The sequence below is a fragment of the Novosphingobium huizhouense genome (genome assembly GCF_020179475.1).
In the GTDB taxonomy this organism is placed as follows: Bacteria; Pseudomonadota; Alphaproteobacteria; order Sphingomonadales; family Sphingomonadaceae; genus Novosphingobium; species Novosphingobium huizhouense.
On the sequence record NZ_JAILXZ010000005.1, the window covers coordinates 40,879 to 67,631 of the forward strand.

A 26,753-nucleotide genomic window follows, 5' to 3' on the forward strand; every position below is an offset into this window, starting at 1 on the left:
CGCGGATGCTATTTTTGTCGCCATATCATGATCTCCCAGTTCTTAGGCAGCCGTGCGGTCGAGATCCATCAGGTGGATCGGCGCGAAGATGCCGGATTGGCGCAGCAGGCCCGGTGTCGCCGGCGAAATATCTATCCGCATCGCAGACAGGCCGCGGTCGGCGCTGCTCGGCATCCCGAGCGGAAGGCATTGCCAACCAAATGCGAGGATCTGCTGAAACCATGCCCACTCAGCAACGCCGGTATATGTCGTGATGCCGTTGCAAAGGGCATGTTCGACCAGAGCGGACACGAGACGATTGCGGGTCGCAAGTCGCTCGCGAGCCTTGAGCCTTCGCGCCAAACAAAAGCGCGTAATCTCGCGGACCCGCGGTCCCGCTGGCGGAATATCGTCGCACAGGTAGGGGAAAATTGTGTCGAGGATGTGCGGTCGGTCCGTCCGAAGCAGGCGGGCAGATCCGCAATGCTCGCCTGTCCCGTCGGTCACGACAATATAGGTCGCTTCGTCGTCATCGAACTGGTCGATCTCATATCGACCGGCGAGAACCGGAATGTCCCAGCCAAGCAGATCAACAAAGACCCGCTTGCGTTCCTCAAACATCGAGCGAAACACGCGGTCGCTCAATGCCTGCTCAATACCATAACGAACAACAACCATAACGCACCTCCTCGTGAGAGGCCGTCAATCGAGCAGTTTGTAATGAGCGGCGTTATCCCCAGAACTGGGGAGATCAGCGCCGGAGAATGTCGGTGAAGCTGATGGCTCCGTCGAACAGCGCCCGAATGGCGAGCATCGTTCGCTTTGTCACCCCGTAACGGTCGCGGGCGTCTTTCAAATGCTGGGTTACCGTTTCAACCCCGACACCAAGGATCCTGGCGATCTCCCAATCGGTCTTTCCCCGCGCGACAAGCGCCACGCATTCTGTCTGCCGATCGGTGAGTTGCGGGGCGGGCGGAATGGGCGCGATACCCGATCGAGCTATCTTGCGGGCGGCCTCGAATGCAAAACTGCCCACGAGCTGGACGAGCGGCAATTGCGCTTCCTCCAGTTCCTCCCCGTCGCGCATGGCAAAAGAGCAGGATCCGTTCGCCTCGCCGGGAATATGGGCGGGAATTGTAAATCCGTCGCCGAGGCCGGCTGTGCGAGCGGCAGCGAGTACGGCGTGATCGCGCGGGTTCATGGTAATCAGCGTTGCTACCTTCGACCAGGCGAAGCCGACGGTCGTGGTGTGGCTGGCGCGATGTATCGGGTCGGCCGCATACAGCCGACCCTCTTCGAACGCGTCGACCCAATCTCGAGGATAGCTGACGAGGCGAACGATTGTGCTGCCAGGGGTCAGTAAATCGACGTGATGCACCAGCGCAAAATATCGAAAGCCCATCGCTGCCGTGATTTCTTCAACAGCCTGCATGAGAGCATGAGGGGTGGTAGCGGCACGAGCCACGGTGCAGAATGCCTGCACTTCGGCAAGGGTGATCATGAACCGCCGATCTGCTTGTGCTACACGAGAGCCTCAATATTGAGATGGCCATCGCGAACAGCGCGAAGCACGAGCTGCGTTCGACGGCGGACGCCATAACGTCGGCGCGCGCCTTCGACATATTCGTGGACCGTGTCGCGGCTCAGCCCCAGAATCTGCCCAATTTCCCAGTCGCTTTTCCCTTGTGCCACGAGATCGAGGCAGTCGATCTGGCGAGGACTGAGCGCTATCGGTACGGCGGCCAGCTCGTCGGGACCCAGGAGGGTACGAGCCCGGTCGAAGGCAACCGTGCCAACCAAACGGGCCGAAAGAAGGTCAGGGCTTGAAATCATTTCGTCGCCTTGACGCGCCACCGTGAATATCGCGTCGGGCTCGTCGCGCATCCTGATCGGCATGGTGAACCCAGCTGCCAGTCCGTGCGCGCGGCCCCGCTCCAAGATGGATAGCTGGCGCGCATTGGGCGCGATGTAGTCCCCGATCTGATCCCAGGTGAGCCCGGAGACAGTCTTGGCACAGGCGGCGTGGACCGGATCCTCCATATAGAGGCGCGCATCCATGACCTCCTCGATCCAGCGCACCGGATAGGTGGTTATCAGGAGAGCTTTGCGGGTGGTCCGTTTCAGATCAACATTATGCACCAATGCGAACCAGCGGAACCCGAACTGGCGCACGATTGCATCGAGCATGGATTTGAGTTGATCGAGGGTCGTCGCCTGCCGGCATTCTGCTTCGAAAGCAGAGATGTCACCCAGGCGACCAGTATCTTTTAGACTTCCCATAATGCGAACGATTCGCATTTCGATTGTGGCCTCGTCCAGCCAGCATTCGGCAAAGCCATTGAAAAACAAGACCGGCTGCCTCCGGCGCCCGACTCCCCGCAAGAAATGCACAGGTCGTCTTCAGCGGGCTTCGCCTAGTGCTATGATGAGAGCGACCGTGACACTTTACCTCCGGGCAAAGTGTCACAGCCGACAAAATGATGAAATCTGCAGCAAAGGGGGATTCACTTCGCCCCCTATATGTGATTGATTCAATCCTGTTATGTTGCATGCTCCGATCATTGGCGACGGCCGCCCGCAACTGGATATGCCCTGCTTGCTGGAGATGATTGCGCGGTCCTCGTCTCGACCGCGCTACGCTTTCATGGTGCTCAACTTGATTGCACAGGTTTCCCGATCCGACGGCAGCGCGGGGCCGTTGGTGGCCAAGGGCGGCGGCCTCATTCCCTTGCGTGACTGGCTTTGTGATGCGCTCACCCCGATGGGGCAGCGTGACCCCCGGCGCGTTGCCCTGGAAGAGCGGATCCGCAGCGATCTGGCAATGTCAGGCGCATTGCCGGACAACGTCGATCAGGCCACGGCAATCATCGACGACGCCATCCGTGAGCAAGTGCGGGCGTCGGGAAAAACGAATGTAAGCCGGGCGGTGTCCGAACTCGTGCGGGCTGGCTTGCTCAAGCGGCACTATCAAGGCTATTGTGTCAATCATCATAATCGCGGTGCGCAGCGCCAAGCCGTCTATATTCTATCAGGGTGCGCGCGCGGTCTGATCGGCGGTCGCCAAGAGCAGCAGAGAGCGGTTCCGAGGCAGACAGAACTGGCGTTCTAATCGCCCCCGAATTGGCCAAATTTAACATAACCTTTATTATCAGATCGCAAACTCCCGAGCCTTAGGCGTCAGTTTTCGCTATCGCCTGTGCGTGCTAGCAGCCATAAGCGCAGCTGCCCTTCAGGAGAAAATATTTGCTTTTTCACACAATGGTCGGATCGAACGACATTGAGCGGTCTAAGCGCTTCTACAATGAAGTGCTTGGCGTCCTCGGTATAAGTGAGGCCACGCCAAATATAGCTGACAGCGGCCATACGCGCCTCATTTACGGTAATGGCAATGGAACGAATTTCATTGTCACGCAGCCGATTAACGATGAACCAGCGACCGTTGCCAATGGTGGCACGGTTGCCTTTTCGTGCGATTCACCTGAGCAGGTAAAACGGCTTCACGACGTGGCAGTAACTGCTGGCGGCACATCGATCGAGGCAGCGCCTGGGCCTCGTAACACCGCGAGCATGGGAACGATTGAATTGGCTTACTTTCGTGACCCCGACGGCAACAAGCTTTGTGGAATTCACTTCCCTGCATAAGCGTTGTGATTGCATGGTCGCCACATCTGTGCTGCCGCTGCCTCCGCTATCCGCATTTACTCCGGCTGCGCATGACCTTTAGCGGCGTGATCGATGCATCACGCCGCTCATCGCCGGCGTAGGTCCGGATGCCAAGGCTAACTATGGGCTTGCAGGCGCTATTCTGACCGGCCATCTGTTTCGTGCCGGCTACGGAGAAGTCCAAGCGTCGGAAGATGTTTCTCCTCCAGTTCTCGTGCGGCTAAAGTCCGGACTTGATCGGCACCATAATTCATTTGCCCGCACGGATTTATCCGGTGGTTATGATGAAGATGATCCGCCTCTTCGCACGGCTCGGCTTCCGTCTGGATGGTGCTGTGCTCAATCGCAAATCGCTGCTCGAGCATAGCCTGGACAGCAGCCCTCACGATATCGCTCTGACCGACATCATCAATCTCGACATGGACCGTGCAACTGACGTCATCTGTCGACATCGACCAGACATGAAGATCGTGAACGCTGGCGACACCCGGAACCGCTTCGATCGCCTTTCGGATTTCTGGCAACCGCAGGCCGCCAGGCACTCCTTCCAGCAAGACGTTGATCGTATCGCGCAGGAGGATCCACGTTCGGGGCAACACCCACAGACCGATGCCGATGGCGACGACAGGATCGACCAACGTCCATCCGGTGAATCGGATGACCAGCGCGCCCGCAATGACGCCGACCGACCCGATCATGTCGGCCCAGACTTCGAGATAGGCACCCTTGACGTTGAGGCTGGCATCCTTGCCCGCGATGAGCAGCCGCATTGAGACCAAGTTCACGACCAAGCCGATGATCGCAATGACCATCATCCCTGTCGATTGCACCGGCTCGGGTGACCGGAAACGCCCGATCGCCTCGATCAGGACATAAATCGCCACAGCGAAGAGCATCAGCGCGTTGAAAGCGGCCGCCAAAATCTCAAAGCGCCGGTAGCCGAAGGTGCGCTTGTCATCGGGCGCGCGGGTGCCGATCTTGATGGCCATCAGAGCAATCACCAGCCCGGCGACATCGGTTAGCATATGGCCAGCGTCGGACAGCAGCGCCAGGCTGTTGAAGACAAATGCCCCCACCACCTCCGCCACCAGATAGCTGGCGGTGAGCGCCAGCGCCCAGCCCAGCATCTTCGCATTGGCGCCTGCCGTGTGGTCATGGGCATGCCCGCCCTCTTCATGATGGTGCATTGGGTGGTCCTTCTTCACAGGGCGGGTGCCGCGTCATGCGGCAACAGCGTCTCGACATGCTCGGTGCGCGATGCCGGCAGTTCCCGTCGTCCCCAACGCGCATAGAGCGTCGGGAGCACGAATAAGGTGAGCAGCGTCGCCGAGATGAGCCCACCAATGACGACGGTTGCGAGAGGCTTCTGAACCTCAGCGCCCGCGCCGGACGCAAACGCCATCGGCACGAACCCGAGCGAAGCCACCAGCGCGGTCATGGCAACCGGTCGCAATCGCGCCATCGCCCCTTCGACGCTGGCGGTTGCCCGATCCATGCGGCCCCGCATCAAATCCTGGATCGATGTTACCATCACCAGGCCGTTGAGGACCGCGATCCCCGATAGCGCGATGAAGCCGACCGCGGCCGAGATCGAAAACGGCATCCCTCTCAGCACCAGCGCCAGAACGCCGCCCACTAGCGCGAGCGGAACGCCCGTGAAGACGATCGCTGCGTCCCGAATACTCCCCAATGCCCCATAGAGCAGCAGCATGATGAGCGCGAAGCAGGCGGGGACGACGAGCGCGAGCCGACTGCGCGCGGTCGCCAGATTCTCGAACTGCCCGCCCCATTCAAGATAGGTGCCAGCGGGCAACTGGACCTGCGCATCGATCGCGGCCTGCGCGTCGCCGACCACACCGGCAATGTCGCGACCGCGAACATTGGCCTGCACCACGACCCGACGCTTGCCGTTTTCCCGGCTGATCTGGTTTGGCCCCTCGACGATCTCCAGTGAGGCCACAGATTCCAGCGGCACGAATGCCCCTGAAGGCGTGGCGACCGGCACCTGCCGCAGCGCGTTGATGTCGGTGCGCAGACGATCATCGAGCCGGATGACGACATTGAAGCGCTTGTCGCCTTCGAAGATCATCCCGGCCTCTCGGCCGCCGATCGCGGCCGAGATCGTGTCCTGCACGTCTTGCGCGGTGAGACCAAGACGCGCCATTGCGTCCAGCTTCATGCGAATGTCGAGCATCGGCAGTCCCGTCGTCTGCTCGATCTTGACGTCCGTCGCCCCATCGATTCTGCGCAGAACCGTCGCGATCTTTGCCGCTGTCGCGTCCATCGACGCGAAATCGTCGCCGAACACCTTGATCGCGATGTCGCTACGGACGCCGGCGATCAGCTCGTTGAACCGCATCTGGATGGGCTGGGTGAAGTCGTAGCTATTGCCCGGCAATTGGGCGAGGCGCTTGTCGAGACGCGCGACCAGATCCTCCTTGGGCAGGGATGGATCCGGCCATTCGGCGCGGGGCTTGAGCATCACGAAGGTGTCGGTGGCGTTGGTCGGCATCGGATCGGTGCCGAGATCGGCCGTGCCGGTGCGCGAGAAAACCGTCTTCACCTCGGGTTCGCGCGATAGCAGCTTCTCGATCGGAAACTGCATCGCCTGGCTCTGGTCGACCGCCGTGCCGGGAATGCGCCGCGTCTCGACCAGGATATCACCTTCGTCGAGCTGCGGCAGGAATTCCTGACCGAGCGTCAGGAACAGACCGGCTGCCACGGCCAGCGTTGCGATCGCGATGCCGATCGTCGTTTTGGGCCGCTCCATCGCGCGCGCGAGGCCGGGCCGATAGCGTTCGCGGGTGGCGGCGATCAGCCGGCCCTCCTTTTCATCGACCCTCTTGCTAAGCAGGCAGGCGATCGCCGCCGGCACGAAGGTCAGCGAGAGAATGAATGCGAAGGCGAGCGCGATGATGACGGTCAGCGCCATCGGCTCGAACATCTTGCCTTCGGTCCCCGAGAAGGTCAGCAGCGGTGCATAGACGAGGATGATGATCGCCTGGCCATAGACCGACGGGCGGATCATCTCGCGGGCGGACGAGGCGACGATCGACAGGCGTTCGTCGAGCGCCAGCAGCCGGCCCTTGTGGTGCTGTCGTTCCGCCAGCCTGCGCAGCGCATTCTCAACGATGATGACAGCACCATCGACAATCAGCCCGAAATCGAGCGCCCCCAGGCTCATCAGATTAGCGGACACGCCTGCCTTGAGCATGCCCATGCTGGTGAGCAGCATCGTGATAGGAATGACAAGCGCTGCGATCAGCGCGGCGCGGAAATTGCCGAGCAGCAGGAACAGGATGACGATGACGAGCAGCGCGCCTTCGGCCAGGTTCTTGGCGACCGTCTGAATCGTTGAATTGACCAGCTTGGTCCGGTCGAGGATCGGTGTTGCGATGATGTCGACAGGAAGCGACTTGTTGAGGGTCACCAGACGGCTCGCCACGCCGGACGCGACCGTCCGGCTGTTCTCGCCGATCCGCATGATCGCGGTGCCGATGACGACCTCGCGGCCGCGTTCTGACGCCGATCCCATGCGCAGCGCCTGTCCTGTTCCGACCGACGCCACCTGGGCAAGCGTGATCGGCACACCTTCACGGGTCGCAATAACCATGGTTCCCAGTTCCGCCGCGGTACGGACCCGCGCATCGGAGCGCACGGCAAGCGCTTCGCCGTTGCGGCTGATCACGCCTGCCCCGGTGCTGACATTGTTGCGCTCGATCGCGCTGGCGAGATCGCCCAGAGACAGATTGAGCGCGGCGAGGCGCTGCGGGTCGGGCGTCACCAGATATTGCTTCACATAGCCGCCAAGCGAATCGACAGCAGCAAGGCCCGGCGCCGAGCGAAGTTGTGGACCGACGATCCAGTCCTGCACGGTGCGCAGATACGTTGCCTTGGCGACCTCGGTGGTGAGCCGGTCGCCCTCGGGTGTGATATAGCTCCCGTCGCGCTGAACCCCGGGTTCGCCATCCTTGTGCCGGACCTGATCGAGTTCGCGCATCTCGATCGTCCACTGGAAGATATCGCCCAGCCCTGTGGCGATCGGTCCCATTTGCGGCTTAACGGAGGGCGGTAGCGCGCTTTCCGCGCCGCGCATCCGTTCGGCAACCTGCGCGCGTGCGAAATAGATGTCCGTGCTGTCGGAGAACACGGCGGTCACCTGCGCAAAGCCGTTCCGGCTGAGCGACCAAGTGCGTTCCAGGCCAGGGATACCGGCAAGCGCCGTCTCGATCGGCCAAGTGACCTGCTTCTCGGCCTCGAACGGCGACAGCGCCGGCGCGGTGATGTTGATCTGAACCTGATTGTTGGTGATGTCGGGCACCGCGTCGATCGGCAGGCGATAGAGCGCCATGCCGCCGATAATCGTGGCGATGAAGGCGAGCAGCAGGACGAACCAACGCCGCTCGACCGAGAAGGTGACGATCCGGTCGATCATGATCATTCCTCCTCGCTCGCGCCCTTGCCGAGTTCGGCTTTGAGCGTGAAGCTGTTGGTGGCGGCGACCTGTTCGCTGCCGCTAAGGCCCGACAGGATGATGACCTGATCGCCACTGGGGGCTCCGACTTTGACCGGCGTCATCTTGAAACCGGTCGGCGTGCGGACGAACACGACCGTCTTGCCCTCGATCGACTGGACCGCGATTTGCGGGACGGCGATCCCTTGGGCACCGCTCTTGCCGGGCAGCGCGATAGCCGCAGAGATGCTCTCGCCGACCCGCCATTGGCCGTTGCGGTTATCCATGGTCGCGATGACGGGCACGAGCCGGGTTTGTCCATCGAGCACCGGGGACACGAAGGTCACCCGTGCGGTGCCCTGACGGCCCGGCGTGGTGACCGTTACCGTCGCTCCGGGTCGGACGCGTCCGGCCTCCGCGGGCGAGAGAGAAATCGATAGCGATACAGTCGAGAGATTGGCGACGCGGTAAAGTTCCGCATCTGCGACGACCGTCTGGCCGAGCGTAGCGGATCGGGCGATGATCTGGCCGGCAATCGGCGATGGCAGGGCAAGACGATTAAGCGACCCGCCGCCATCGCCGGCAGCGGAAAGCTGCTGCTGGGCTTGCCGGAGCGCGATATTGGCCTCGATCGCGGCCGTTCGGGCGGCGATCAGATCCTGCTCGGGTGAGACTCGTTCGGCGAACAGCCTTTGCTCGCGGCGGAGCTGGCTCTGCGCCAAAGCTGAGCGCGCACGCGATGCTTCGACCTCGCCCTTGAGCTGTGCGGCCTCGCGGCTCTCGATGATGGCAAGCGTATCGCCGCGCCGCACCGTCTCGCCCAGATTGCGGGTAAGCGACACGATCCGGCCACCGATCGCGGCCGAGACGACCTGAATCCCCTGCGGATCGCCTTCGATCGTTGCGGGCAATTCGATCGTGCCAGCGCCGCCGCCGACTGTGGGACGCACGAGCAGGATTCCGGCGGCCTGGATCTGCTGGGGCGTGAGTTTGACAGACCCATCGGCAACGGGCTCGGCCGACGCTTTGGGGGCAGCTGCTTCATTGGTGGGATCGGGCGCGCTTCCGCAGGCGGCGAGCGCTGCGACAAGCGAGAGAGGCAGGATTGCCCTGAAAGTCATCGAGGTCATGGGTTCAATCCTTCGTCAAATCGGGAGCGGCCGTCGTCAGACGGTCCCGCCGCGCCAGGGCGTCGTGGTAGGCGGCGAGCGCATCGATCGCGGCCGCGCGGGTTTCCGAGAGCGTGCGTTCGGCATCGAGCAGGTCGAGCTGGCCGAACTTGCCCTCGCGATAGCCGATCCGGGCGATGCGCGCCGATTCCTGGGCTGCGGCCAGCGCCGGACCACTGGCGGTCCGCGCGGTCGTGGCGGCGTTGGCGACCTCGGCCTCGGCCGCGGCGATCGCCTGGGCGGTCTCGAGCGCGACGATCCGGCTCTGGGCGTCGCTTTGATCACGATCGGCCCGGGCCTGGGCGATGGCCGCGCTTCCATTGTTGAATACCGGAAACGGGATCGACACGCCGAACACGGCCGCGGTGTCATTGGTGGCGGCGAGCCGCCGCGCGCTCGCGCTCACCCTGATGTCCGGCACGCGTTGCGAGCGCGCGAGGCGGACCTGGGCGTCGGCAGTGATGACGTCCGCCTGCGCTGCCGCCATGGCGAGCGTACTTCCGGGATCGATGGACTGGGTCGGTCCATAAGCCGGCGACACTTGATCGAACCAAGCCAGATCAAGGCTTCCAGCTATCGGCTGCCCGATGCGCCGGGCAAGGTTACCGCGCGCGACCTCGAGGGTGCGCGTTGCACGCTCCACCGCCGCCTCGGCGTTGATCCTGACGACATCAGCGCGCTGTTCCTCCATCGGGGAAACCCGTCCGGCCCGCACGCGAACGCGGGCCGCTCGGAGCGCCTCGCCGGCAAGGGCAGCCTGCTCGCGGGCGGTCAGCAACCGGCGCTCGGCCGCAACCGCCTCGACATAGGCTTGGGTGACGACAAGCCGCAGATCGGCCGCCGCCATGGCCGCCATGATGGCGGCCCGCTGGCCGCGGGCATCCGCGACCGCGATTCGGGCAGAGCGCTTGCCGCCAAGTTCGATGGGCAGTTCGAGCCCGGCGGTCGTCTCGGCGCTGCGGGCGCCGCGATACTGGCCGCTCCCCGCGATATTCTCGGTCTGGGTGACGATCGATGGATTGGGCCGCAGGCCGGCGACCGTGCGCGCCGCCGCGGCCGAGCGCCGGCCTGCCGAGGCTGCCTCGAGCGTTGGGGACGACGCCCCAGCAAGCTCCAGGGCCTGACTCAGAGTAAAAGGTGGACCAGCGAGCGCCGGATCGGTCGATTGTGCCTGCGCGATCGACGCGCAGCTAGACACGGCCAGCAAGGCCGCGAGGATACGGTGCATGAAATAAGACTCCCGTCAAACCAAGACAGCGGCGGGACGCGCGCACGCGCCCGAACCAGCGGACCTTCAGGCTTGGGGGGGTCTCAGCGCAGGGTCAGCAGTACTCGCGGCCAAGGCAAGCGCATCACTCGGATGGGCCGGCGAGCCTCGATCATCGCGTTGGAAAGGGTCGGGCTTTGCCGTCGCGGTCGCGACGTGATGCCCATGGCAGCCGCCATGATGATGCGGATAGCCCTTGTCGCTGTCCGACGGCACCTGATCGCCGTCACCATCGGCATGGCCGCTTTCGGCGGCGGTCACCGCATCGATGCAGGCGATCGGCTCCATGGCATGCGCGATCGAACCCGTCCCCAGGGACAGGAACACGGCCAGGCTGGCAAAAAGGACGATCAAACGACGCATCTGGCCCCCTGTAGCAACTACAGGCCCGTTCGGGCCAGTGAATGTTGCGGCCGATCGTCTTGTGGCTGACTTGGGACAAGTTCCCGCCGCGCCTGTACGATGATTTGGAGACCGCCCCAGATGGCGAGGCCTGCCATGATCAGGGCGACCAGGAGATCCGGCCAGGCAGTGCCTGTCCCTATGACGCCAAGCGCAGCAAGGAGAACGGCGAGGTTGCCGAGCGCGTCGTTGCGCGAGCAGATCCAGACCGACCGCATGTTCGCGTCGCCTGTTCGAAACCGATAGAGCATCAGGGCGACGGCGCCGTTCGCGACCAGCGCGACGATCCCGACGAACCCCATGGTCTCCGCGTGCGGTATTTGCCCCGCGAACGCGGCGGCGACTGTGGTTGCCAGGACATAGAGGCCAAAGGCGAGGATCGTCGCACCCTTGAGCAACGCCGCCCGCGAGCGCCAGTGCAGCGCCAGGCCGGCCACCCCCAGACTGATCGCATAATTGGCCGCGTCGCCGAGGAAATCGAGCGCATCGGCCTGGAGCGCGCGCGATCCCGCCGCCAGACCGGCCACGATCTCGCCCGCGAACATGACCGCGTTGATCGCAAGCGCGATCCAAAGGACGCGCCGCCACCGGCGGTCCTCGATGCGCTTCGTCTCTGCGCAGCATGATCCGCAACCTGCCAAGTCGTCTCGCCTTTCCTGAGCCGGCCGCCTATATGCACCCTGTAGCAACTACAGGGTCAAGCGATGAAAATCAGCGAGATGGCAGCGGCGACCGCAACCAATATCGAAACGGTCCGCTATTATGAGAAGATCGGGCTGTTGCCGGCGCCTGCGCGCACGGGCGCCAATTATCGCAGCTATGGCAGCGATCATTTGGCGCGCCTGTCCTTCATTCGCCGCGCGCGGGATCTCGGCTTCACGCTCGATCAGGTCCGCGAACTGCTCGGTCTGTCGGACCACCGCGACCGATCCTGCGCGGCGGTCGACGCGATTGCCAATACGCATCTCGCTGAGATCGACCGCAAGATCGCCGACCTTCAGGCGATGCGGGGCGAACTCAGCCGCATGATCGGCGATTGTCGCCAGGGAACGGTTGCCGACTGCCTGATCATCGAGACGCTGGGGCCGGCAAGGCTGACGCAGTGACGACCGCGATCGTCTATATCCTCGCCGCTATTGCCGAGATTGCCGGTTGCTTCAGCTTCTGGGCGTGGCTGCGGCTAGAAAAGTCACCAGTCTGGATTGCACCTGGCATGGTCTCACTGGCCGCCTTCGCGTGGCTCCTGACGCGGGTCGACAGCGAGGCCGCGGGCCGCGCCTATGCCGCTTATGGTGCGGTCTATATCTGCGCGTCGCTGAGCTGGCTGTGGGCGGTCGAAGGCACGCGCCCCGACCGTTGGGACACCTTGGGAGCAGCCGTCTGCCTGGTCGGCGCCGGGATCATATTGCTTGGGCCGCGCAGCGTCGCTGTGTGAGCGCCCGCTCAATGCGAATGGCCGTGTCGGTGGTGCAGGTCGGGATAATGAGCGTGCCGGTGGACCATTGGCGTGTGCCGATGCGGATGGCTATGTGGTTCGCCGGGCGCGATACCCGGCGGATGCTCATGCTGATGGTGGCTGTCGTGAATATGGCGATGATCGTGCTCCAGCGCCTCATGGACATGCTCATGGCCGTGCGATTCGGTCAGATGCAGCCATAGTCCGATCGCCATTAGGACGGCCGCGATGACAAGCGGCAGCGTGACGGGTTCGCCGAACATCGCGACCGCCAGCGCCGCGCCGATGAACGGTGCCGTCGAGAAATAGGCGCCCGACCGCGCCGTTCCGAGATGCCGCAGCGCGAGGACGAACATGACCAGACTGACACCATAGCCGAGAAAGCCGATCAGCGCCGCGCCGGCGATGGTTGGAAGGGACGGCAGCGAAGCGCCGAGCATCATAGCGAGGATGAGATTGACGACGCCAGCGGCAAGTCCCTTCAGCATCGCGATCTGAACCGGGTCGGCGCCGCTCAGCTTGCGCGTGAGGTTATTGTCGATGCCCCAGGCGAGGCACGCGCCTGCAATCGCAAGCATACCAAGGCCACCGCCGACGGGACCACCACGCCAAGACAACAGCACGGCACCGCCCAGGATCGCCGCCGCACCGATCAGGAGGCGGCGATCGACATTCTCGCAGAACACCAGCCAGGCGATGGCAAGTGTCGCAAGACCTTCCAGGTTGAGCAGCAGCGAAGCCGTGGACGCGGGCGTCGTCGCTAGTCCGGCCATCAGCAGGACCGGCGCGATCACGCCCCCGCACAGGATAACGAACGCCAGCCAGGGCACGTCCGCACGGACGAGCGGGGCTTCTGTTTGGCCACGCCCGATCATTTTTCGAAAGGCGTTAACAAACGCGAGGCCGATCCCTGAGCCAAGATAAAGCAGGCTAGCAACCAGCCAAGGGCTACCCCCGTTGCCAAGCACCAGTTTGGCAAATGGCGTGCTCGCGCCGAACAAGATCGCCGAAAGGATCGCCAGCATCGCGCCGGAGCTTAGTTTCACCGGATATGAATTCATGTTGAGTAACGATCTATTTCAAGGAGGCCCATCCTACAGGATACGTCGTCCGAGAACACGGTACATCGCTGTGCCAGACAGCGATTGCCTTTCAATATCTAACTCAAACTAGAATCGCGATTGGTTCGGTAATCGACACGGTTGACGATGAGGTTGAGGCACGCGCTGAAACGCCCCGCCGCACGAAGAATTTTACCAAGTTCGCCAAGTTCGAGGCCAACGAGACCAGATCCGTGCCCAATGCGAACAAAGCCCCGACCATCAAATTATGTGCGAGCCAAAACGGTGCGCCTACGAGAAAAAGGCCTTTCATCCGCGTCGTTGAGGTCTGAAGGCGCGCGAGAGTGCCCAACGAACTGCCGGTAAACGCCAAAGCCGACGGGATGCCGTGCCACGTCACGATCGAGAGGAAGGCCAACAAAATGAGGGTCGCTCCGTAGAGTCTCGTCACCACATAGCGATCACGCACTGACGCGGAAATGACGAGCTGCGAACATGAAATGAGGCACGCTATCGCCGCAGTGGGTGAGCCGAGCATCAAAAAATAGAGCGCGAAGGCGGCAGCACCCGCGCTCTGGATTTTCACCGCGGTTCGATAGTCGTCGAAAAACGGCCAGCTAATGACGCACAAAAGCGCGACGCAGCCGAACGCGGTGGCAATCATGATTGCCGCCACCCGGTTGTTTCGCTCAAGACCTGCGTTTCGCGCCCAGCTCTATCTTTCTTCATAGTGCAAGCGTGAACGAACAAGGTTAATTACGATTTAAGAACGCCCGTAGTAGCGCGGATTTACGGCTGCTTTTGGATCGCCGTTACCTCGCCGGCGTTGCCCGTCAACATAAGGTCAAAATCGACCTTATCGCCAACCTTCACTGCATCTGTGATCGCCGGGGCAGCCTTGAACGCCATTGTCATTGCCGGCCATTTGGCTTCGGGGATGGCGCCATGATCGAGTGTGATCGTGCCCGCAGACTTGTCGATCGCGGTGACCGTGCCGTGTCCCTTCACCTTGATTGCAGTGGCAGCCGACGGCTCCATCGCCATATTTGCCATGTTGCCGCTCATAGCGGCGGCGGGTTCTGCCTTGTTGGTCTCGACCGCAACGGGCGGTTCGGCTTTTTTCCCGCAAGCGACGGTCAGTGCCGCGAGGCCGAGGGCAAAGGTCAGTCGTCCGTAGTTCATGGTCTTCTCCTTTATAATGAAACGTGTTGGTCATTGGGCTTCATCTTCGGCCGCCGAAGCAGCAGATAGGCGGCAGGCAGGACGAACATCGACAACAGCGGCGCGGTCAGCATGCCGCCTATCATCGGCGCGGCGATCCGGCTCATGACTTCGGATCCGGCGCCCGATCCCAGCAGGATCGGCAAGAGGGCAGCGAGGATCACGGCGACCGTCATCGCCTTGGGCCGAACGCGGAGCAGTGCGCCTTCGCGCACTGCCGTCTCGACCTCGGCGACATCCGGATCGGTGCGCTCTTCCAAGGCGTTCTTCAGGTAGATCAGCATCACGACGCCGAATTCGGCGGAGACGCCAGCGAGCGCGATGAAACCTACCCCGGTGGCGACCGACTGGTTGAAGCCGAGCAGATAGAGGATCCAGATGCCGCCGGTGAGCGCGAACGGCAACGTCCCCATGATCAAAGCTGCTTCATCGAACCGCCCGAAGATCATGTAGAGCAGCACGAAGATGATCAGCAGCGTCGCCGGCACGACGAGCTTCAATTTGGCAACGGCACGCTGGAGATATTCGAACTGTCCCGAATAGGCGACGCTAACCCCTGGCGAGAGCGTCACCTGTCTTGCGATCGCATGCTGCAGGTCACTTACGACCGACGCAAGGTCGCGTCCGCGCACGTCGACATAGACCCAGGTCGATGGGCGGGCGTTTTCGGTCTTGAGCATCGGGGGCCCCTCAGCGATCGAGACGCGCGCAATGGTGCCGAGCGTGATCTGCTGTCCGGACGGGGTCAGGACCGGCAGCATCCGTATTCCGTCAAGACTGTCGCGTAGCTCCCGCGGATAGCGGACGCTGATCGGATACCGTGCCAGCCCCTCGACCGTCTCGCCGATCGTCTCGCCGCCGATCGCGCCAGAGACGATCCGCTGCACGTCCGTAATATTGAGCCCAAATCGGGCGGCAGCGGCCCGATCGACATCGACATCGACATAGCGCCCGCCCGTCAAGCGCTCTGCGAGCGCCGAACTGACCCCAGGCACGGTTTTCGCAACCGTCTCGACATCGTGCGCGATGCGGTCGAGCTCAGCGAGGTCAGCACCCGACACCTTGACCCCGATCGGGCTCTTGATGCCGGTCGCCAGCATGTCGATCCGGTTGCGAATGGGCGGCACCCACACATTGGCGAGGCCGGGCAGTTTTACCGTTCGATCAAGCTCCTCGACCAGCTTGTCCGGAGTCATGCCCGGTCGCCATTGGTCGCGAGGTTTGAACTGGATCGTCGTCTCGAACATCTCAAGCGGCGCAGGATCGGTGGCAGTCTCGGCGCGGCCGGCCTTGCCGAACACGCTCTCGACCTCGGGCACGGTCTTGATCAGGCGGTCGGTCTGCTGGAGCAGGTCCGACGCCTTCGCCGCCGAGAGACCCGGCAGCGCCGAGGGCATGTAGAGCAGATCACCCTCCTCCATCTTCGGCATGAACTCGCCGCCAAGCTGGGTGAGCGGCCAGGCGGTTGTTGCAAAAGCGAGCGCCGCGATCAGCAGTACGGTCCTTGGCCGCCGCATCGTCCAGTCGAGCGCGGGCCGGTAGATGTTCGTCAGCCAGCGATTGACCGGGTTGGACTGCTCGGGCGGAATCTTGCCCCGGATCAGCAAACCCATGAGCACCGGCACCAGGGTCACCGACAGGATCGCCGCCGACGCCATCGCATAGGTCTTGGTGAAAGCGAGCGGTGCGAACAGCCGCCCTTCCTGTCCTTCCAGCGTGAACACCGGAATGAACGACAGGGTGATGATCAGAAGGCTGAAGAACAGCGCTGGCCCAACTTCGGCTGCCGCTTCGGTGATGACGGTCCATCGGGTATCCCCCTCGAGATGTTCGTCCGGGTGATCCTCCTCCCATCGCTCGATTTTCTTATGGGCATTCTCGATCATGACGACCGCGGCATCGACCATCGCGCCGATGGCGATCGCGATGCCGCCCAACGACATGATGTTGGCATTGACCCCCTGGAAACGCATGACGACGAAGGCTGCCAGCACACCAAGCGGAAGCGTGAGGATTGCAACGAGCGCCGAACGGACATGCCAAAGGAAGAGCCCGCAGACGATCGCAACGACTATGAATTCCTCGACCAGCTTGTGGGTCAGATTCTCAACGGCGCGGTCGATGAGCTGCGAGCGATCATAGACCGTAACCACATCGACGCCGGGTGGCAGGCCCTTCTTGAGCTCTGCGAGCTTGTCCTTGACCGCCGCGATTGTCTCGCGCGCATTCTTGCCCGAGCGCAGGATCACAACGCCGCCCGCGACCTCGCCCTCACCGTTCAGTTCGGCAATCCCGCGCCGCATCTCGGGGCCGGCCTGGATCGTGGCAACGTCGCCCAGTCGCACCGGCACACCGCCGGCTGCGGTCCTTAAGGGAATGGCGCGGAAATCGTCGAGCGTCTTCAGATAGCCGGAGACACGGACCATATATTCGGCCTCGGCCATCTCCAGTACCGAGCCGCCGCTCTCCTGATTGGCCTTCTGAATGGCATCGACCGTCTGGGCGCGGGTCACGCCGTAGGCGGCGAGCTTCACCGGATCGAGCAGCACCTGATATTGCTTCACCATGCCGCCAATGCTGGCGACCTCTGCGACCCCCGTTACCGTTTTCAGCTCGTAGCGCAGGAACCAGTCCTGAAGCCCGCGAAGCTGCGAGAGATCGTGGCGGCCAGTGCGATCGACCAGCGCATATTCATAGACCCAGCCCACCCCGGTCGCATCCGGCCCCAGCGCGCTGCGGGCGCTGGCCGGCAGCCGGCCTTGTACCTGGTTGAGATATTCGAGCACGCGGCTGCGCGCCCAATAGAGATCGGTGCCGTCCTCGAAGATCACATAGACAAAGCTGTCGCCGAAGAAGGAATAGCCGCGGACGGTCTTTGCGCCGGGCACAGAGAGCATTGTGGTGGTGAGCGGATAAGTGACTTGGTTCTCGACGATCTGCGGCGCCTGCCCGGGATAGGAGGTGCGGATGATCACCTGCGTGTCCGAGAGATCGGGCAACGCATCGATCGCGGTCGATCGCACCGCCCAGACGCCCACGCCGATCAGCGTCAGCACCCCGATCATGACGAAGAAGCGGTTTCTGACTGACCAGCGGATGAGATGGGCGATCACTGGCCCATTACCTTCGCCATGCGTCGCACGGTTGGTCCACTCGGTGGTTGATCGAACCCGAACCGGACCCGGTCGCCCGTCTTTAAGCCGCGCGCGACTTTCGGGTCTGTGAGCTGAAACGTCATCGTCATCGCTGGCCAGCCAATGGCTGGCACGGCTTGATGGCTCAGCGTCACCGACTGGGCGGTGATCTTTTCGATCGTACCGACGGTCTCATAGACTGCGCCGGTCGGCATAGGTTTGGCAGGACTCTTTGGCATGTCAGCACCGATCGGCCGTGCTTCCACGCCCGAGAGGCTTGCTTCGGAATCGATCAGGAACTGACCCGAAGCGACGATCTTTTCGCCTTCGCTCAGGCCCGCCAGAATCTCCGTATCATCGCCAGCTTCCCTCCCAGTTTGCACCTCGGCAGGGCGGTAGCGCCCCTTGTCGAGCGCGAGCATGACCAACGTGCGCTTGCCAGTGCGGATCAGGGCTTCGGACGGCACCAGCAACGCCGGCTGCGCGCTCCCGCCAAACGAGACGGTCGCAAACATGCCGGGACGCAGTCGCCCGCCGCGATTGGGCAGCTCGATCCGAACGGTGAGTGTGCGGCTGTCGGCCTGTGTCTCGGGGAGGATCGCCGAAACGCGCCCGGAGATGGTTTCGCCGGGGAAGGCTGCAAGCGCGGCTCGCACCGCTTGTCCAGGCTTCAAGGGACCGGCGACCGCTTCCGGCACGGCGGCATTCAACCAGACCGTGCCGAGCCCGTTGACCTCGGCAAGCGTCTGGCCTGCCATCAAGGTCATGCCGCCCCGCACGTTCAACGTCTTGATCACGCCGCCCGTGGGCGTGGAGATGGTGATCACATTATGCGGTCGTCCGGTTTGCTCGACCGATGCGATCGTGCCGGAGGGCATGCCGAGCAGCATGAGCCGTTGACGCGCGGCCTGGATCAGAGCGGCGTTGCCGGTGCGGCGGACCGCCAGAAACTCGGTCTGTGCGCCGCCCCATTCCGGCACCAGAACATCGGCAAGCGGCGCGCCTGCACCGATCACATCACCAGGTGCGCGGCCATAGACACGGGAAACGAAGCCGCCTGCACGCGCCTGAACGATCGCAACGTCGCGCTGGTTGAAGTCGATCGTGCCGGTGGCGGTGAGACTGCTCGCCAATTCGCCGCGCCGCACAGCCACCGTTCGCATCCCGAGCGCCTGGGAGGCGGACGGGTCGATCGATATTCCCGGCTGTGCCGCGCTTGCCCCCACCTCATCCGCATAGCGCGGGATTGTTTGCATTCCCATCGACGACAGGCCTGGACCGTCATGATGCTCAGCGGGGATCATCGGGTCATACCAATAGAGGATCTTGCGTGCCGGCGGTTTGGCGGCCGTAGCGTCGGGTGATCCTCCTCTCCATTCAGAGATGGTGAAACCGACCCCGCCAGCGGCGACCGCGAGCAGCGCCGCGGCACCGAAAAGGCCGCCCCGAGGGATTGTGAAATGGCTCATTGCGATTCGCTCCGATACGTAAGGTTCAGTCGAACACCGTCAGCAGCGACAAGGGCTTCACGGTCGAGAGTGTTGAGGGTGACGTCGGCAAGGGCCGCATAGGCATCCGCGATATCGACAAGATTGGCGCGACCTGCCCCGTAGCTTGCCGTCTCCAACGTCACCCGCTGCTCGGCGAGTGGCAGCAATGTGTCCCGCGCGCGCAGCCACTGTTCATGATGCATGATATGGTCCGCAAGATCGGTTTCGAGATCAGCGGCCAGCGCCCGCAGGGCCGCGTCGCGTTCGGCCAGGATGCGTCCGGCATTCTCCTGGGCCGCCGCAATGCCCGCATTCTGTCGACTGCGGGTAAAGAAGGGCAGACTGACCGTCACACCGGCTGACACATAATCTCCAAAACGAGGGTCGCGGCGTTGATAGGCAAGGTTCACCCCGAAGTCGGAACGGCGGTTGGCATCGGCCATACGCACATCGGCCATTGCCTGACCGGACTGGGCGTCGATCATTGCCATGGTGGGAAGGCGATCCAGGCCAGCGCGCAGTTCGGCCCCATCGACAGGGAAGTCGGGAATAGATCCGGCAATTTCAGGCGCCGGGTCACCCGTCCATCGCGTCAGAGCAGCCCGTGCCCGCGCTATGTTTGAGACCAGTTCGCTGCGACGATCTTCTAATGAGGCGATAGCCTGTCGGCCGGCAAGAGTCTGCGCAGGCCGGGCATTGCCCGACGCGACGGCACTGGGCGTTGTCCGCACCACGCGCTCCAGACGGGCTAGAAGATCATCAAGCGCGGTCAGCCGGCGCTCGGCATAGGCAAGGTTGATCCAGGCAAGCGCAGTGCCGACCTCAACCGAACGCGCCTCAAATGCGGTGTCGGCATCTGCAGCCTTGATATCGCTGTCAGCGCGGGCGCGTTGCGCACGGCGCTTGGCGAGGTTGGGAATATCCTGGGACACGCCCACCCGCGCCATCGTGAAATTGTCCTGCCCGGGAGCAAACGCCAATGGCCCCGAGATCGGGAAACTGTCGAGCCCAACGGCCAGAGTCGGATCAGGTAGCGATCCGGCGCCGCCACGAGCGGAACGAGCGGCCTCGGCGGCGAGCGCCTTGGCCTTGATCGACGGCGCTTCCTGCCGCGCGCGCTGGAGCGCAGCGTCGAAAGTGAGGGGACCAGCGAATGCAACGCCGGGGATCGCCGCGAGCAGCGGCAGACAAACAAACAATCGCATGGAAAACTCCTGATCGGAGGATCAGGCCGGCGTCGCGCACTCTGGCAGGCATGTCAGTGGCGGCGGGATGGGGGCAATCCCGCCGCCACTGCTGGCCTGGCCGTCTATGCGACCTTACACGGCCAGAGGCTGTGCCTAGCCGGCCGAGGGAGCCGACGAAGGCGATGCCATGCTATGCATCTCCTTCATGCAGTCCGCCGCGCTCATCTTCATCATGTCGCAGTTGCAGTTCGCCATCTGCGGAGCATCGGGCACCCAGACGCGACGGGGGCTCATAGATGGCGCACGCGGGCCATAGTTTGGCGATTGACGCCATTCATAATGGCCAGACTGCGAGTTTGTGTTGGGTTCGCCGGCGAAAGCGGCAACGGGAGCGGCAAGCGCAATGCCCAGCAGGGCATAGAAAACACGGTTCTTCATGACTGTAATCCTTGGGCAAAATATCGTGGTAGCCGCGGGTCAGACAGGATTTTCAGATGCGCGATAGACGCAAGAATCCTGTCAGCCTGGCAGCCGGTGTCGATCAGCCAAGGAGAGTCGGTGGTTCCGGTTCGGGAGTGAGGTCACTGCCGTGCAGGACAGTGATGGTTGCCCAGAAGGGCAGAGCTGGACTGGCTTCGCGTGCTTCCAGCATAGGCGCGTCATTACGAACGGCCAGCGGAACGACGCAGCCCATGGCCGCGATGCATTCCAGGGTCATGCCCTTGCAAGGCTTCTGAGCAGGTTGTTGCTGCTGTGCCATTATCTTCATGCAGTCTTCCGACATCCCAGCCACGGCCTGCACAGACGTGGCCATTGGGGCGGACATCGCAGGCGGAGCGGACGCAAAGGCCGCCGCTTGGCCAATCAAGCCAACCATGGCTCCCAGAAGGAGAAGAAGTTGCAAAACGCGTTTCACAGCCGTTATTTATTACGCCTCGTAGCATCAAAGATCAACGAGATGGTCACCCGCCGTGTCGGGCAAATACCGTCTGACCCGCCGATCCGAAGGCGATGACAGAGTAGGGTTGTGGTTTTTGGCCGGGGACTTCCATCCCCGGAGAACCCAGCGGCATGCCCGCTACGGCCAATCCCTTTACGCCCTTCGGGCGCTTCGCGATCGCGCGCTTCATGTCGGCAATGGGAACGTGGCCCTCGAAAACCATGCCATCGACAATTGCAGTATGGCATGATGCCAGCGCAGCGGGCACGCCTTGAGCGCGTTGAAAGCGGCCGCGTTGCTGGTCGTCGACGATATTGACGCTTTGTCCAAATTGTCTGCGCACCTGGGCCGCCCACTGTTCGCAGCAACCGCAACCAGGGTCACGATGCATGATGATCGGGGCAGCTTCGGCGCTGGCGACGGAGAAGGCTGCTATGAACGCAGCGAGGGCAAATTTGAGTGTCATACGATCCCTTATTGGTTCCCCCGCCCCTGGGCGGGGGAGGAAAGGTCTATTGGGCGCGCTTGTTGTGGGCTCTCAGCCAGCCTTGAAGCTCGCCCACTTCTCGCGTTTGCTCGGTGATTGACTTGTTCGCCATCATTCGGACCTGCGCGTCCTTGGTGTCGCGCAAAACGATGCGTGACATCGCAATCGCACCGCGATGATGCTCGATCATCTTGCGCACCCAGGTCTCCGTTGCATCGCTGCCCGTGGCGGACATCATCTTCTGATGCATCTCCATTTCTGCAGGCGGGTAAGGATTGGCTGGCGTGGGGTTCATGGTCTGGCGCATGTCCATCTTGCTATGGTCCATGCCCTGCATTTGGGCGATCGCCGGCGCGGCCACCAATCCAGCGATGATGATGGGGACTATTTTCTTCACAATTCTCTCCTCAGCGCCCCGCATTGATAATACGCATGGGCGCGCCATTTCCCTCGTGAGGCGGCACAAAATTTACGGGAACGGGAGCGCGAAGCCTACTTGCGGGCTAGAATAGCCTTCATTTCATCGATTTCGCGGCGCTGAGATTCCTCGATGCCGCTGCACAGACGAACGATTTCCGGATCCTTCAAGGAGGCCTCGCGGCACATCAGGATCGCGCCCGAATGATGCGGGATCATCGATCGGAGGAATGCTGTATCGCCGATCGTTGTTTGCGTGCGGATGAGGGCAAATGATCCGGCGAATATCGCAACTGACCCTAATATAAGGGCCGCGTTTGCCTTTTTCGACGGGAACATATGGCCCATCGCGAGGACCATCAGCACCACCATGGGCGCCACCATCATTAGCGTCATGTAGAGCATATTCAGGTTGTTGTAGAAGCTCCCCAAGCTGTCGATCATGACGAACATCACCAGATACATGATGACGCCGCCAACCAAGGTCTGCAGGGCGAGGCTCGCATAGGCATTTTTCATCATTGGTCGTCTCCTTTGGCCCCCGCCCCGATCCTGCTTGACTATTCAACCCGTGCGGCGTCGCTTTCGCGGCCACCGAAGATACAAAAGTGCCGAACCCGCGATCGCCAATGCGAGACCACCTGCGGCAAACGCCATCAACCACGGCGTGTTGAAATTTTCGTGGTTTTTCCAATCCATGATGTGGAGCGCCCAGAAGAAATCGTACAGGCGCCACGTTCCATTTCTTACAGCGACGATCCGACCACTATTCTGGGCAACATAGACGCGGGTCGCTTCGCGGTCAGGGAAGTCCACCCGCCAGGCCGGCAGGACGCCCTTGAATTCTGAGGTCGCCGCCGCAACTAGGCGGACGCTCGGCGGCTCCGACGTGCCTCGGTAGGCCTGTACCGCCACCGCGCGAGCCATTGCAGCGTCCAAGGGGCGAAGGCGACGCCCCGTCTCTGCATCGTGAAGTGATATCGTGCCATCAACGAACTCGACCTCCGCTATCTCGCGGCCGAGCAGCGCGCGATATCGAACTTCACGCACGGGATTGGTCGCCACGCGCAACACTAGGTCCAACGGCGCGCGCAATCTCGACTGTTTCAATGTGGCCGACGACGATCGCTCGATAAGATGTTCACCGCGGACTCGCTCAATCGGCAACAGGCTCATGACAAGACCGCTGGCAAACCAAAGCAGCAGCTGAACCCCGATGATCAGGGCCAGCCAGCGATGAACGCGGCTAGCCCCGATGTGGAGACGGAGTTTGGTGCTTCTCAGAACCAGGTCCGAACGCCGATGACGAAGCTCGCCGACTTGACGTCATTGCCATCCGCCCGCGCATAGTCTGCCGTGCGACCGAACTTCCGATCGTAGGAAACGCCGATATAGGGAGCGAACTCGCGGCGGACTTCGTAGCGTAGGCGCAGCCCCAGCTCGGCGTTGGACAGCCCCGCTCCAATCCGCGTCTCGGGCACGTTTTGAGCCGAGAGGTTCAGTTCGACCCGGGGTTGCAAGATCAAGCGCTGGGTTATGCGCTGATCATAATAGCCCTCGATGCGCCCAAGCACCTCCCCCTTATTCGACAGGAACAAGGCTCCCTCGGTTTCGAACCAATAAGGCGCGAGGCCTTCGATCCCGATCGTCGCATATGTCCGGGACGGGTTTGGCTTGAAGTCGTACCGGATACCAGCCTGCAGGTTCCAATAAGGATCGAGCGCGCGACTGTAGAGGGCCTGGATCTCGGCACTATCGACACCTTCGCGTAATGCCCCCTCGCCCTCAGTCTTGACCACGAGCCGGTCGAGATCCTTGCCGAACCACGCTTCGCCATCCCAGCGATACCCGTCGCGGCCATTTTTGGCCTGATATTCCGCCAGATTGAACAGGATCATCGAGCTGGATGTGCCGCCATGTTCCTTATGCAGCATGGTACGCGAATCTGCCATCTCGCCGTTTTTGTAGACGCGGTCGGCATAGTTGTCGGTAGGAGGTTGGGGTGCAGGGGCGTTGCCGGGCATGAGACTGGTGCCACCAGCGCCATGGCCTGCCATCGGCCCGTCCATCGCCATGCCGGGCATCGACGACATATCGTGCTGCATCGGCTGACCGCCGGGTGCCGCCTGCATGTCCATGCCGGGCATGTCGTGTTTCATCGTACCGCCCGCCCCATCGGGCATGGTCATGCCAGGCATGCCAGACATGTCGTGGCCGGCATGAGGGTCGGCCGTTGGAGGCGTCTTGTCACCGGGCATCTCCATGCCGGGCATAGCGCCCATCCCCGACATGTCGTGCGGCGCCGACTTGGGTTTTGCTGCCGGAGCCCGACGCTTCGGGGTCGCAGGCTTGCCCTTAGGCGTGGGCGCAGCGGCACGCCTGGGCTGGCTTGCTGGCTTGGCCACCGGCTTTTTCTTCGCCGCTGGCTGAGCAGCAGGCATGTTCATGCCCGGCATATTCTGCATCGACTGCGCGCTGACGGGGGTCGCCAAGGCGAGCGGGGCCGCGCCGATCAGAAGGAAAAGCGACTTCATGCGGCATCTCCCCGGGGACGGACAGAGACGACGCGCATCATCCCGGCATGCATGTGATAGAGCATATGGCAGTGAAACGCCCAGTCGCCGACTGCGTCTGCGGTGACGTCGAAACTTACCTTGCCTCCTGGTGCGACATTGACGGTGTGTTTGCGCGGCGAATACTCGCCATGCCCGGTCACCAGCTCGAAGAAATGCCCATGAAGATGGATCGGGTGCGACATCATCGTGTCATTGACGAGCGTGACGCGGACCCTTTCGTTTTCGATAAAGGGAATGGGCTCGCGCTTGTCACTGAGCTTCACCCCATCGAACGACCACATATAGCGTTCCATATTCCCGGTCAGGTGGATTTCCATCGCGCGGTCTGGCGCGCGAACATCGGGGTTGCGCTCCACCGCCATGAGATCGCGATAGACAAGAACCCGGTGGCCAACGTCTTCGAGACCCTGTCCCGGTTCTCCCGTGCGATCCATCGGCATGGGCGAGATCGTCTGGACACCCGGTCCCATCTTAACCTGCGGCGCTTTGCTGGCGTCGCGCATGTTCATGCCGCCCATTCCGCCCATCGCCATGCCGCCCATTGTATCACCGGACCCGCTGCCCATTCCGGGCATGTTGGCCATGGAACTATCCGCCGGTTTTTGCATGCTTGGCATCGACGCGCCGGCCCCCATATCCATGCCTGCCATCCCGCCCGCGGCAGCTCCGCCGGCAGACATGTGATGCCCCATTGCTGCGTGGTCCATGCCGGACATGCCGCTCATATCCATGTCCCCCATGCCCATGTCCTTCATATCGGCAAGGGGCCGCTTGCGGAGCGGCGGAACTTCGGCCGTCATGCCTTCACGCGGAGCCAGTGTGGCGCGTGCCATGCCCGAACGATCAACGGATTCACCGACCAGCGTGTAGGCGCGATCATCGGTCGGAGTAACGATGACATCATAGGTCTCGGCAACCGCGATCTGAAACTCGTCGACCTCGACCGGCCTGACATTGAGCCCGTCGGCCTGAACAACCGTAAGTTTGAGACCGGGAATCCGGACATTGAACGTCGTCATCGCGGAGGCATTGACGAAACGCAGGCGAACGCGCTCACCTGGCTTGAAAAGCGCGGTCCAGTTGTCCCGTGGGCCATGCCCATTCACGAGATAGGTATAGGTCGAGCCCGTGACATCGGACACGTCGGTCGGATCCATCCGCATATTGCCCCAGTCAAGTCGGTCCTTGAGGGGTTGGTCTTCCTTGGCCAGCAAACCGGCCAGCGTTTGCCGCTGATAATTGAAATAGCCACCGCCGACCTGCTTGAGCTTCCGGAAAATTGCGTGCGGATGCATCTGGCTATGGTCGGAGAGCACGATGACATGCTCTCGATCCGACTGAATCGGATCCTCGCCTTCCGGGTCGATGACAATCGGTCCGTAATGACCTAACTGCTCCTGCAGCCCCGAATGGCTATGATACCAATAGGTGCCAGCCTGGACGATGGGGAACTCGTAGACAAAAGTCGACTTGGGCTTGATGCCGGGGAAGCTAATGCCGGGCACGCCGTCGAACTGGAATGGCAAAAGCAGACCGTGCCAGTGGATCGAGCTGTCCTCCTCAAGATCGTTGATCACCGACAGGCGGACGTTTTGGCCCTGTCGCAAACGGATGAGCGGCGCCGGAACCGTGCCGTTAATGCCGATGGCATGGCTTTGCCGACCATCGATCGTCATCATCTGATGCGCGATCTTGAGCGTGATATCATCGCCGCTGACCGTTGGCAGTGGCTTGGCAATGCCGGACGATACGGGCTGAGCCCATGCCGGCAGCCATGCCGACAATGCGAGGCCGCCGCCGGCCAGCGCAGCGCCACGGAAAAGGTCGCGGCGGTTCAATCCGGGGGACATA

General features: G+C 62.4%; 27 protein-coding genes. 4 read left to right on the forward strand and 23 right to left on the reverse strand.

The features are described from left to right. Positions 1 to 42 precede the first annotated feature (42 nt). From K3A85_RS16415 to K3A85_RS16425, 3 genes are all read right to left on the reverse strand, one after another. The gene (locus tag K3A85_RS16415; protein ID WP_225207607.1) at positions 43 to 657 is read right to left on the reverse strand and encodes an acyl-homoserine-lactone synthase; all 615 of its coding nucleotides are present in this window, start codon (positions 655 to 657) and stop codon (positions 43 to 45) included. Between the two features lie 73 nt (positions 658 to 730). Next, positions 731 to 1,480, reverse strand: coding sequence for a LuxR family transcriptional regulator (locus K3A85_RS16420; protein WP_225207608.1), 750 nt, complete (start codon positions 1,478 to 1,480; stop codon positions 731 to 733). Positions 1,481 to 1,500: 20 nt separating this feature from the next. Then, complete coding sequence (locus tag K3A85_RS16425) at positions 1,501 to 2,259, reverse strand: helix-turn-helix transcriptional regulator (RefSeq protein WP_225207655.1); 759 nt, start codon at positions 2,257 to 2,259, stop codon at positions 1,501 to 1,503. A 262-nt stretch (positions 2,260 to 2,521) separates the two neighbouring features. Here K3A85_RS16425 and K3A85_RS16430 point away from each other — a divergent pair, with 262 nt between their 5' ends. After that, entirely contained in the window at positions 2,522 to 3,088 is a 567-nt protein-coding gene (locus tag K3A85_RS16430) for a hypothetical protein (protein ID WP_225207609.1), read from the forward strand. A gap of 149 nt (positions 3,089 to 3,237) precedes the next feature. Then, entirely contained in the window at positions 3,238 to 3,621 is a 384-nt protein-coding gene (locus K3A85_RS16435; protein WP_225207610.1) for a VOC family protein, read from the forward strand. Between the two features lie 158 nt (positions 3,622 to 3,779). On the opposite strand, the gene K3A85_RS16440 is transcribed toward K3A85_RS16435, so the two are convergent. From K3A85_RS16440 to K3A85_RS16465, 6 genes are all read right to left on the reverse strand, one after another. Beyond that, on the reverse strand, positions 3,780 to 4,829 hold the full coding sequence (locus K3A85_RS16440; protein ID WP_225207611.1) for a cation diffusion facilitator family transporter: 1,050 nt from the start codon (positions 4,827 to 4,829) through the stop codon (positions 3,780 to 3,782). Positions 4,830 to 4,843: 14 nt separating this feature from the next. Then, a complete protein-coding gene (locus tag K3A85_RS16445; protein WP_225207612.1) occupies positions 4,844 to 8,077 on the reverse strand; it encodes an efflux RND transporter permease subunit in 3,234 nt (1,077 codons plus the stop codon). Between the two features lie 2 nt (positions 8,078 to 8,079). Then, on the reverse strand, positions 8,080 to 9,225 hold the full coding sequence (locus K3A85_RS16450) for an efflux RND transporter periplasmic adaptor subunit (protein ID WP_225207613.1): 1,146 nt from the start codon (positions 9,223 to 9,225) through the stop codon (positions 8,080 to 8,082). A 4-nt stretch (positions 9,226 to 9,229) separates the two neighbouring features. Then, entirely contained in the window at positions 9,230 to 10,492 is a 1,263-nt protein-coding gene (locus tag K3A85_RS16455) for a TolC family protein (RefSeq protein ID WP_225207614.1), read from the reverse strand. Between the two features lie 66 nt (positions 10,493 to 10,558). After that, positions 10,559 to 10,894, reverse strand: a complete 336-nt coding sequence (locus K3A85_RS16460) for a hypothetical protein (protein ID WP_225207615.1) — start codon at positions 10,892 to 10,894, stop codon at positions 10,559 to 10,561. 17 nt (positions 10,895 to 10,911) lie between these two features. Further along, positions 10,912 to 11,574: a cation transporter gene (locus K3A85_RS16465; RefSeq protein ID WP_225207616.1), complete on the reverse strand. Its 663-nt coding sequence runs from the start codon at positions 11,572 to 11,574 to the stop codon at positions 10,912 to 10,914. 63 nt (positions 11,575 to 11,637) lie between these two features. On the opposite strand from K3A85_RS16465, the gene K3A85_RS16470 reads away from it, so the two are divergent. Together K3A85_RS16470 and K3A85_RS16475 are read left to right on the forward strand one after the other, a co-directional pair. Continuing rightward, a complete protein-coding gene (locus tag K3A85_RS16470) occupies positions 11,638 to 12,039 on the forward strand; it encodes a MerR family transcriptional regulator (protein WP_225207617.1) in 402 nt (133 codons plus the stop codon). Further along, on the forward strand, positions 12,036 to 12,368 hold the full coding sequence (locus K3A85_RS16475) for a YnfA family protein (RefSeq protein WP_225207618.1): 333 nt from the start codon (positions 12,036 to 12,038) through the stop codon (positions 12,366 to 12,368). The genes K3A85_RS16470 and K3A85_RS16475 overlap by 4 nt, the downstream gene beginning before the upstream one ends. 8 nt (positions 12,369 to 12,376) lie before the next feature. On the opposite strand, the gene K3A85_RS16480 is transcribed toward K3A85_RS16475, so the two are convergent. The 14 genes from K3A85_RS16480 to K3A85_RS16545 all read right to left on the reverse strand — a co-directional run bounded on the left by K3A85_RS16480 (position 12,377) and on the right by K3A85_RS16545 (position 26,752). Continuing rightward, positions 12,377 to 13,450: a DMT family transporter gene (locus tag K3A85_RS16480; RefSeq protein WP_225207619.1), complete on the reverse strand. Its 1,074-nt coding sequence runs from the start codon at positions 13,448 to 13,450 to the stop codon at positions 12,377 to 12,379. Between the two features lie 103 nt (positions 13,451 to 13,553). Further along, on the reverse strand, positions 13,554 to 14,126 hold the full coding sequence (locus tag K3A85_RS16485; protein WP_225207620.1) for a YgjV family protein: 573 nt from the start codon (positions 14,124 to 14,126) through the stop codon (positions 13,554 to 13,556). 113 nt (positions 14,127 to 14,239) lie between these two features. Continuing rightward, complete coding sequence (locus K3A85_RS16490) at positions 14,240 to 14,632, reverse strand: copper-binding protein (RefSeq protein WP_017502290.1); 393 nt, start codon at positions 14,630 to 14,632, stop codon at positions 14,240 to 14,242. Positions 14,633 to 14,643: 11 nt separating this feature from the next. Beyond that, the gene (locus K3A85_RS16495; protein WP_225207621.1) at positions 14,644 to 17,784 is read right to left on the reverse strand and encodes an efflux RND transporter permease subunit; all 3,141 of its coding nucleotides are present in this window, start codon (positions 17,782 to 17,784) and stop codon (positions 14,644 to 14,646) included. Further along, a complete protein-coding gene (locus tag K3A85_RS16500) occupies positions 17,781 to 19,274 on the reverse strand; it encodes an efflux RND transporter periplasmic adaptor subunit (RefSeq protein ID WP_017502288.1) in 1,494 nt (497 codons plus the stop codon). The genes K3A85_RS16495 and K3A85_RS16500 overlap by 4 nt, the downstream gene beginning before the upstream one ends. Beyond that, entirely contained in the window at positions 19,271 to 20,500 is a 1,230-nt protein-coding gene (locus K3A85_RS16505; protein WP_017502287.1) for a TolC family protein, read from the reverse strand. Before K3A85_RS16505 ends, K3A85_RS16500 begins: the two co-directional genes overlap by 4 nt. Positions 20,501 to 20,635: 135 nt before the next feature. Then, on the reverse strand, positions 20,636 to 20,920 hold the full coding sequence (locus tag K3A85_RS16510; protein WP_021243444.1) for a hypothetical protein: 285 nt from the start codon (positions 20,918 to 20,920) through the stop codon (positions 20,636 to 20,638). Positions 20,921 to 21,023: 103 nt separating this feature from the next. Further along, a complete protein-coding gene (locus tag K3A85_RS16515; RefSeq protein ID WP_225207622.1) occupies positions 21,024 to 21,296 on the reverse strand; it encodes a hypothetical protein in 273 nt (90 codons plus the stop codon). A gap of 148 nt (positions 21,297 to 21,444) precedes the next feature. Next, the gene (locus K3A85_RS16520) at positions 21,445 to 21,888 is read right to left on the reverse strand and encodes a DUF411 domain-containing protein (RefSeq protein WP_017502283.1); all 444 of its coding nucleotides are present in this window, start codon (positions 21,886 to 21,888) and stop codon (positions 21,445 to 21,447) included. A 46-nt stretch (positions 21,889 to 21,934) separates the two neighbouring features. Further along, positions 21,935 to 22,330, reverse strand: coding sequence for a DUF305 domain-containing protein (locus K3A85_RS16525; RefSeq protein ID WP_017502282.1), 396 nt, complete (start codon positions 22,328 to 22,330; stop codon positions 21,935 to 21,937). 71 nt (positions 22,331 to 22,401) lie between these two features. Beyond that, positions 22,402 to 22,848 carry a DUF305 domain-containing protein gene (locus K3A85_RS16530; RefSeq protein WP_017502281.1) on the reverse strand — a complete coding sequence of 149 codons (447 nt, stop codon included), beginning with the start codon at positions 22,846 to 22,848 and terminating at the stop codon, positions 22,402 to 22,404. Between the two features lie 42 nt (positions 22,849 to 22,890). Further along, positions 22,891 to 23,616 (reverse strand): PepSY domain-containing protein, encoded by a 726-nt coding sequence (locus K3A85_RS16535; RefSeq protein WP_225207657.1) that lies wholly within the window; start codon positions 23,614 to 23,616, stop codon positions 22,891 to 22,893. Next, the gene (locus K3A85_RS16540) at positions 23,607 to 24,860 is read right to left on the reverse strand and encodes a copper resistance protein B (protein ID WP_225207623.1); all 1,254 of its coding nucleotides are present in this window, start codon (positions 24,858 to 24,860) and stop codon (positions 23,607 to 23,609) included. The genes K3A85_RS16535 and K3A85_RS16540 overlap by 10 nt, the downstream gene beginning before the upstream one ends. Further along, positions 24,857 to 26,752, reverse strand: coding sequence for a copper resistance system multicopper oxidase (locus K3A85_RS16545; RefSeq protein WP_225207624.1), 1,896 nt, complete (start codon positions 26,750 to 26,752; stop codon positions 24,857 to 24,859). Before K3A85_RS16545 ends, K3A85_RS16540 begins: the two co-directional genes overlap by 4 nt. Position 26,753 lies beyond the last annotated feature (1 nt).